The organism is Ruegeria sp. O5 (assembly GCF_056535105.1).
The window spans coordinates 1-8,262 of sequence record NZ_JBQERN010000036.1 but is presented as its reverse complement, the minus strand read 5'-3'; the positions used below and the strand labels follow the sequence as shown (position 1 = coordinate 8,262).

Sequence of the window (8,262 nt, the reverse complement as noted above, 5' to 3'; positions counted from 1 at the left end):
AGGAGGTTTGCAGCGGTTCGTAACCACCCATCAGCCGTTAGAAATTGCTTCCGCGTCCCGGCACGTCGTCGCTCCGCACTAACAATCCGTTATCACCGCCTCGAGGCATTCGAAGCCTTGAATGCTGCCACTCGAGCCGCTTGAATCCCGACCATCAGCATTCCCTCGTCGACCGGACGTTAACGTGACAACACCGTTTCGGATACTGCGCGCCTTTGAAATAAATCATGGACTGGTTCTCGAGTGAATACACCGGCGACCGTTCACCGTCTGCATTCGAGCGCGTCAATAGTCAAAAGTTTGCAACAGAACCCTTTACGGTGCCCGGCCAAATCACAAGCCCGGCCCTCTTGGTCAACTACTCTGCTGCGTCCGAAACCGTGGTTTCTGAGTATATCCCTTTCACACGTTCCTTTGTCGGATCAAAATGAGGGAATGGAACGATCCTGGCTTTCAGCCGTTTTTGTTGGCCGTCCAATTGCCCAATTTCGATGTCTGCCCCAATTGTCGCGTGGGTAACTGAAATCCGACCCAAAGCGATGACTTTCCCTAAAACGGGTGATTTCATTGCGCTGGTAATCGCTCCAACCTGCGCCTTTCCGACGCGGACGCAGTCGCCGGGTGACGGGACGACGCCGCCTTCGATTTCAAAACCAACCAGCCTTCGGTGGGGGTGCGCCTTGCGTTCTTCGATTGCTGCCCGCCCGATGAAATCGTCGGTTTTTGATTTCAGCGGCACGGTAAAACCGATGCCGGCTTCAAACGGGTCCGTCTGGTCGTCGAATTCTGACCCGGCAAAAATCAGGCCCCCTTCGATCCGCAGCATATCAAGTGCCCCAAGGCCCAGCGGCGTGATCCCATAATCCTGACCTGCCTCCCAGACTCGGTCGAAGATTTCCACTGCATCTTTGGGATGGCAGAAGATTTCATATCCAAGCTCACCGGAATACCCTGTTCGGGAGATCACGACAGATGTTCCGCGCACATCTCCGACCCGTGCAACGGTCAGTCTGAACCATGGAAGTTCGTCAATCGTTGGTTGCTGTGGGGGTGTCCAGAAAATTCTGGAGAGAATGTCGCGACTGTGCCGCCCTTGAACCGCGATGTTGTGCAGCTGATCCGTCGAATTGCGAACCCAGACATTCAAGTTGCGTTTTCGCGCTTGTTCCTGAAGCCACAATCCACTGGTGTCATTCCCGCCGATCCAGCGGAAGTTCGTCTCACCCAGACGATAGACGGTGCCATCGTCAATCATCCCGCCGTGCTCATAACACATTGCGGTATAGACGACCTGACCGACGCTTAGCTTTTTCATGTTGCGGGTCACGCATAGCTGCATCAGCTCTTCTGCATCGGGTCCGACAACTTCGTATTTACGCAAAGGACTCAGGTCCATGACGGCAACCTTGTCCCGACAGGCCCAGTATTCAGAAATCGCACCATGATTGGTCATCGTGTTCGGCAGCCAATAGCCGTTATACTCGACGAAATCACGGGTATGCCGCGCAAAGCAGTCGTGAAAAGCAGTTTTCTTGGTTTCTTCCACATCCGCCTCCGCAGATTTTCTATAGCCGTAGGATCGTTGAAAATCCTCGGTCGCCTTGTACGTTCGCACCTGAATATCGGTCGGGTTCCACCCGTTTGCCGGATCAATGTCGCAGGGACATGCCGTGCTGATGCAGACCAGATCGGTCAGCGCGCGCAGCAACACGAAGTCACCCGGTCGCGACCAGGGATCGTCCATGCCAATGGCATTGGCGTCATCCAGCATCGTGTTGAAAAAGAAGTTGATCGCAGGCCAGCCGCCGCGCGGCTTGATGCCATACTGGTCCAGATCTTTGTTAATATTGTCCGAACAGTTTACGTGGCCGGGATAGCCAAGGTCTTCGTAGTACCGCGCCGTACAAGCAAGGCCAAACGTGTCATGACGACCGCAAGTGTCCTGCACGATTTCGATCAAGGGCTCCTGATCGACGGACCAGTATTTCGAAAATATCCCCGGTTGCGGGTACAGGCTACCCATCAGGCTGCGGGTCGTCGTCGGATCGATTTCGCGCTCGATCCCCTGATCCAGCGCCCGGCGGCTGAAGGCCTGAAAATCCGAGCATTCGCGGCCGCGAATATCCAAGATCTGGATGAATTCTCCAGCCTTGACCTCATAAGATATGGCGTTTCCCGGTTGAATGTTGATGTCCCTGAGAGGGTCGGCCAACGGCTCAGGCGCGCCAACACCCGGCTTTTCCAGACCCGGCGCGGAACGCTGAATATAGAGGATGATATCCGTTGGAGGGTTGTTGTTTTCCGGGCGCATCGCCTCGCCGGGTGCGGCGACGATCAGAAGACCATCGCTTTCCGCCACGAAATGCACCATGTCGCCGGGGCGCGAGCCTTCGACAAAAGCGCGGATTGCGTCGCCCTGCCCGATGTCAAACCCCGCAGCCTCGAGCGCGCGCAGAACCTTCCGGCCCGAAGCGGAACCGTTTGCCAGCGTTGCGATCACCCCGTCGGGACACCCGTGTCCCCGCGCGCCGAGCATCGCCGCGTCCGAGCTTCGGTCGGGGGCAAAAAATACCATCTCAGCGGGCTGCATTCCATCGCGATCCAGCAATGTGATCGTGTCCCCTTGGGACACCGGAACGGCGCGCGATCCCATTGCGGGAACCGGATGGCGTTCTGTGCCATGCGGCAGGATGGGCAGACCAGGAGCCAGCACCCCGCTGCGTTCGAACGGTACCTCAAACAAGGGTTTGACGTTCATCTGAACAACTCCGGTTAATCCAGCCCCAAAGCGCGCTTGCGCTTTTCGGCCCAACTGCTGATTGCCATATCAAAGGTCAACGCCATCAGAGACACGTTCAGACCCAGTACAAAATTCTTGCCCAATTCGGTGCCTGCCAGGGTTCGCTGCAATTCCTGCCCCAGATCCTGCGTGCCGATGAACGCGGCGATAATGACCATGAAGAACGCGAACATGATGGCCTGATTGAACCCGACGGCCATAGTCGGCAGCGCCAGTGGAAACTGTACTGACATCAGTTTTTGTCCGCGCGTCGAACCAGACATATCCGCGGCTTCGGTCATTTCCGGCGGCACGCTTCCCAGACCGATGATGGTATAGCGGATCAGCGGCACGGCGGCGAAGATCAGGATGGAAAACACGACCGCCACGTCATTGACGCCGAACAGCATGATCGCGGGGATCAGATAGATGAAGCTAGGGAAGGTTTGCGCAGTGTCGCAGGCCAGCAGGATACTCTTGGACCAGCGTTTGGACCGAGCTGCGACAACGCCCAAGGGGATACCGATCAGAGTTGCCAACACAACCGCTGAAATCACTGTATAGAGCGTGATGACCGAGCGATCCCACCAGCCGGAAAACGCGACGATTGTAAAAAACACCGCAGCATAGATACCGGGTTTGCGGCCTCCGATCCAATAAGCAAAGGAGACAACCAGCAGGATGAACGCAGGTGTCGGAATGGCAAGCAAAGTATCACGAAACGGGATCAGAACTTTTACGTTCAGGAACCAGCGCAGCCATTCGGTTGTCCCTTTGATCACATCGAAGGCCAAAACCGACTTGATCACATCGTCGATTTCCTTTCCCTGGCTCAGATGCTGCTTGCGACCAACTTCAGCCAGGATCGGAAACACTTGCGACAACAGGGTGAACCCGACGAACAGACCCACTGCGATTAGCGGAATCCGGTGCCGTTTCCACCATGGCGTTCCGCGTTCGAAATGAATGGGCTGTTTGACGACCCAGGCCTTCGACATCCGGTCAAGCATGACCGCCAGAAGAACGATGGTCACGCCGATTTCAAACGAACGGCCAAGTTTGAAGCTGCCCATCATTGCAAGCAACTTGGCTCCAAGGCCCGGCATGCCGATAAAGGCGGTGAGAACCACCATTGCCAGACACAGCATGATCACCTGATTGACACCTACCAGCACTTCGGTGCGGGCGGCTGGGACGTATACATGCCGCAGCATTTGCCAGCGTGTACATCCAGACATCTGGCCGGCTTCGATCACTTCGGGGCTGACTTTCTTCAGACCCAGTGTGGTCATCAGGATCATCGGCGGGATGGCAAAGGTGATTGTTGCTACGGCTCCTGCAGTTGGTCCGACTTTGAAAAAGATCACTGCTGGCAAGAGATAAGTAAAGAAAGGCAGGGTTTGCAGAACGGACAGGATGGGTTTCAGCACCCGCTCGAACCGGCCATACTTCCAGGCGGCGATGCCCAGCACCAGGCCCAGCACAAACGCCAGCGGTGCCGCCACTACAATGACAGACATGGTCTGCATGGCGATGTTCCACTGGCCGATTGCAGCGGTCCAGATGAACGTACCCGCACCCAGAGCCGCCAGCCGCCACCCCCCCACGGCAAAGCCCACAACAGCAGCGACAGCAGCGATTGCTGACCACGGGATTGGGCCCAGATAAGGCCAGCGGCGCTTGCCTTCGAGCAGGTTGGTCGACATATCCAACAGGAATTCCAACGGGCCTTCGGCGATAAAGCGGGTCACGTAGATCAGACCAAGGTCATTTTGGATGAAATTGAAGATCGCATCCAGCACCTGCGCCGTCGGCGGGATTGCTGCCTCGGGAATGCGGTTCAACCATTCAGGGAGAATTCCGACCGCCTTGGCAAGGATCAGCGCAAAGGCGGTGATCAGAAGTGCGGTAAGGACTCTGGTGCGCCCCCACGCACCGTCTGCCGTGTCCGGTAATTCGGTGGACAGTGTCGCCATCATTCGGCTCCGAGCAGAACGTTCAACGCGGCATCGCGATCCAGAACACCGGTGACAACGCCTGTTTCATCCGCAACCGGCAGCAGGATACGCTTGTCATTGACCAGAACCCGGGCCAGTTCATGAATGGTTGATCCGCCATTGATCGGCGCGCCTTCGAGGGTATGGCCGTTCACCGGTTTTGCCAGCCCTTTCGCATGCACCACGCGGGCCTTGTCGATATCCTCGGTGAATTTCGCCACATATTCGGTCGCCGGGTTCATCACGATCTGATCCGGAGTATCGCATTGTTCGACCGCACCGTTACGCATGATAGCAATCCGGTCAGCCAGACGCAGCGCCTCGTCGAAATCATGGGTGATGAAGACGATGGTTTTGCCCAGCATCTCTTGCAGGCGCAGGAATTCATCCTGCATTTCACGGCGGATCAGCGGATCAAGCGCCGAGAAGGGTTCATCCAGAAACCAGATATCCGGTTCGATAGCCAGCGACCGGGCGATACCGACCCGTTGTTGCTGGCCACCGCTCAATTCCCGTGGGAAGTATTCTTCCCGGCCCTCAAGGCCCACCAGCTTGATGACCTCCAAAGCGCGTTCGCGCCGGTCGTGGCGATCCTGCCCACGCATTTCCAGCGGGAAGGCGACATTGTCCAGAACCGTGCGGTGCGGCAGCAACCCGAAGGACTGAAACACCATCCCCATCTTGTTGCGGCGCAATTCGATCAGGTCGCGCTCGCTGAGTTTCATGATGTCCTGACCGTCTACTTCGATCGTGCCTCCGGTGATGTTGTGCAGACGCGAAAAGCACCGCACCAGCGTGGATTTTCCCGATCCTGACAACCCCATGATGACAAGCATCTCGCCACGGCCAACCTCGATCGAGACATCCTTGACCCCGGCGATATACCCATCCTCACGGATCTCGTCGAAACTGCGGCCTGCCGGCATGGACTTCAGATAGCTCTCGGGCGAGGGTCCAAACAGTTTCCAGACATTCTTGGCTGATATGACAGGCGCGATGGCGGACATGGCTGCTTTTCTTTCTTGTTGAGCGCGGCCCTGGATCACAAAACGATCAAGGCCGCGCCAGATTCATTATACGTAGCCGTTATCAACTGCAGGCACTGATCCAGGGGGCAACAACGGCACGGTTGGCCTCCAGCCATTCCTCTGCCGCTTCTTCCGGCTCAAGCTCATCAGTGTCGACCAGCTTTGCCATTTCCGCGATCTGAGGGTTGGTGAAAGAAATCTGGGTCAGGGCGCAATACGCGGCTGGCCACTTGTCCTTCATGCCATCCCAAGCCGCCTTTTTCAGATATCCACTTGCCGGGTTGCCACAATCATACAGCGCGTCCGGGTTCGGACCCTTGGCAGGATCCTTGTCGCAGCCGTCTTCCCATGCAGGGAACTCTACAAACTCACCGGGCCAGACGGCTTCGGCAAAGTTTGGCGTCCAGTTGAATACAAGAACCGGGGTCTTGTCGGCCTCGGCGGCACCAATCTCGGCCCACAACGCTGCGGCGGAACCCGCATTGATCACGGTAAAGTTCAGATCAAGCGCTTCGGCGCGTTCCTTACCATGTTTCAACCAGTCTACCGGACCATCAAGATACCGGCCCTTATCCCCGGTCTCGGCCGTGGCAAACAGGTGCGCGCAGTCGTTCAGTGCATTCCAATCAGGCAGGCCCGGGCAGGATTCCTTGGTCCACATCGGGTACCACCAATCTTCGCGCGTGACGGCATCATGATCGCCCGCGTCATGCAAACCCCCCTTTTCCAGAGCGGCCCGGTAGGATGCGCCAAACGCGCCTTCCCAGACTTCCATCTCAAGCGCGACGTCGCCCAAGCGGACCGATTCATAAACCGCCTGGCTGTCGGTGGTGACATATTCGACGTTGTTGCCCATCTCTTCGAAGATCAGACCGACGACGTTGGACATCACGATCTGGCTGGACCAGTTGTGAATTGGAATGACAATCGGGTCGCTGCTGTCTTCGGCAATCGCCCCGGTTCCCGCTACTGCCGCCAAGGTTGCTGCGGAAAGGAGGTTTGTAAGTTTCATGTTCGCTCCCTGAGTGAGGTTCATTTTTTGTCAAAGGGGCTCTTCCGGCCCGCGAATTTGTGCATTTTGCCTAGAATCGCTCATAATGCAGAAAAGAAATTTGAGGGGCGTTGACCATAAAATCTTGAGGCAAACTCAACTTTTTACTATGTTAACAGTCGGTTGCCCGTTCAGACGGCAACGGGTGACCATGAATGTTTTTGCGTGTGGCCGCGTCCAGATCGGGAAAAGTCCTGTAAATGCCAAAGAAAACATCAGTCACAGGGAAAGTCCTTCCTCCGCTTGATTATTTGTTGGCGTTTGAAGCCGCGGCAAAAGCGCAAAGCTTTGTGCAGGCCAGTAAGGTGCTGAACATCTCGGAAACCGCGATCAGCCGCAAAGTGCGCCTGCTGGAGCAGCATTATGATGTGCCATTGTTTGTCCGGGGTCACCGTTCGGTGTCACTGACGCAACAGGGTGCCATTCTGTTGGCAACTGTCGAGAGGTCTCTGGATCAGATGCGGGACGTCAGCCGTGAGATGCTGGCCAAGCATCAGGCCAACAAGGTGTCGATTTCCGCGACAAACTCTGTCGCGTCTTTGTGGTTGATGCCACAACTGCACAAGTTCAACAAATCCAACGGCCGTATCCGTATTTCGCTGGTGTCTTCGGACAGTGACGCAGAATGCCTTTCGGATTCCATGGACCTGACAATACTGCGTGGAGATGGCGAGTGGCCGGGATACGAAGCAAAGCTTCTGTTCGGAGAAACAGTGTTTCCGGTTTGCAGCCCCGAGTACCTCAGAAGCAACCCCAATGCGGCAGTTCTTTCCGCGCTGCCGGAACTGGACCTTATTGAAGTCACCAGCAGCCATGCGGAGTGGATGACATGGCGTACATGGTTCAGCGGTAACGGTGTTTCCACCTCAGCGATGGAACAAGCTGTGGCTTTCAACACCTATCCACTGTCGGTTCAGGCTGCCGTCGATGGTTTGGGAATTGCATTGGGCTGGGCCCATCTTGTTGACCCCTTGCTTGAGAGCGGCGCGTTGGTCAGGCCGGTCCAGAACGCTTCGGTGCGAACGCAATCCGGATACTACCTGCTGAAAAGGCCGCTTCAAAAAGCTTTCCCGGAACAGCGCATCGTCGAGGATTGGTTGCTGGGTCTCAGCGCAGGTCGAAAAAGATACGCCTGATCCTGGTCGCAACCCCCGAATCTTAACTTGATGTATGGGAACATCCCTTGGGTATTTAAACTCACGTATTGACCCTTGGGAATATTTATTTACCTTAAAGAAAATTTTGCCCGAATCTGGCCCTGCGTTTTGTCGCTCTGGCCGGACCAATCCAGACTATCTCACGCAGGGAGACCAAACCCAATGAGCTATAAATCCGACATCGAAATTGCGCGTGAAGCGAATAAGAAGCCGATCCAGGAGATCGGCGCGAAGCTTGGAATATCCAGTG

5 protein-coding genes and 1 pseudogene are annotated in these 8,262 nt (G+C 56.1%); 2 read left to right on the top strand and 4 right to left on the bottom strand.

Annotated features, from left to right (window positions below; translation table 11 throughout):
- A pseudogene (locus tag ACR0M3_RS19815) lies at positions 1–144 on the top strand (IS6 family transposase); the annotation flags it as partial.
- Between the two features lie 214 nt (positions 145–358).
- Here the strand turns inward: ACR0M3_RS19815 and ACR0M3_RS19810 are convergent.
- The 4 genes from ACR0M3_RS19810 to ACR0M3_RS19795 all read right to left on the bottom strand — a co-directional run bounded on the left by ACR0M3_RS19810 (position 359) and on the right by ACR0M3_RS19795 (position 6,816).
- Positions 359–2,758: a trimethylamine N-oxide demethylase gene (locus ACR0M3_RS19810; protein WP_480912385.1), complete on the bottom strand. Its 2,400-nt coding sequence runs from the start codon at positions 2,756–2,758 to the stop codon at positions 359–361.
- A 14-nt stretch (positions 2,759–2,772) separates the two neighbouring features.
- On the bottom strand, positions 2,773–4,755 hold the full coding sequence (locus ACR0M3_RS19805; protein WP_480912382.1) for an ABC transporter permease: 1,983 nt from the start codon (positions 4,753–4,755) through the stop codon (positions 2,773–2,775).
- Positions 4,755–5,783, bottom strand: a complete 1,029-nt coding sequence (locus tag ACR0M3_RS19800; protein WP_480774570.1) for a quaternary amine ABC transporter ATP-binding protein — start codon at positions 5,781–5,783, stop codon at positions 4,755–4,757. Before ACR0M3_RS19800 ends, ACR0M3_RS19805 begins: the two co-directional genes overlap by 1 nt.
- Before the next feature lie 82 nt (positions 5,784–5,865).
- Positions 5,866–6,816: an ABC transporter substrate-binding protein gene (locus ACR0M3_RS19795; RefSeq protein ID WP_480912379.1), complete on the bottom strand. Its 951-nt coding sequence runs from the start codon at positions 6,814–6,816 to the stop codon at positions 5,866–5,868.
- Positions 6,817–7,055: 239 nt separating this feature from the next.
- Between ACR0M3_RS19795 and ACR0M3_RS19790 the strand changes: the two genes are divergently transcribed.
- Positions 7,056–7,991, top strand: a complete 936-nt coding sequence (locus ACR0M3_RS19790; protein WP_480912377.1) for a LysR substrate-binding domain-containing protein — start codon at positions 7,056–7,058, stop codon at positions 7,989–7,991.
- The last annotated feature ends 271 nt before the right edge of the window (positions 7,992–8,262 follow it).

What these genes read in the sequence shown, in the direction of transcription:
- ACR0M3_RS19790 (WP_480912377.1), top strand. Translation starts at nt 7,056, where the DNA reads ATGCCAAAGAAAACATCAGTCACAGGGAAAGTCCTTCCTCCGCTTGAT.
- ACR0M3_RS19805 (WP_480912382.1), bottom strand. Translation starts at nt 4,755, where the DNA reads ATGGCGACACTGTCCACCGAATTACCGGACACGGCAGACGGTGCGTGG.
- ACR0M3_RS19795 (WP_480912379.1), bottom strand. Translation starts at nt 6,816, where the DNA reads ATGAAACTTACAAACCTCCTTTCCGCAGCAACCTTGGCGGCAGTAGCG.
- ACR0M3_RS19810 (WP_480912385.1), bottom strand. Translation starts at nt 2,758, where the DNA reads ATGAACGTCAAACCCTTGTTTGAGGTACCGTTCGAACGCAGCGGGGTG.
- ACR0M3_RS19800 (WP_480774570.1), bottom strand. Translation starts at nt 5,783, where the DNA reads ATGTCCGCCATCGCGCCTGTCATATCAGCCAAGAATGTCTGGAAACTG.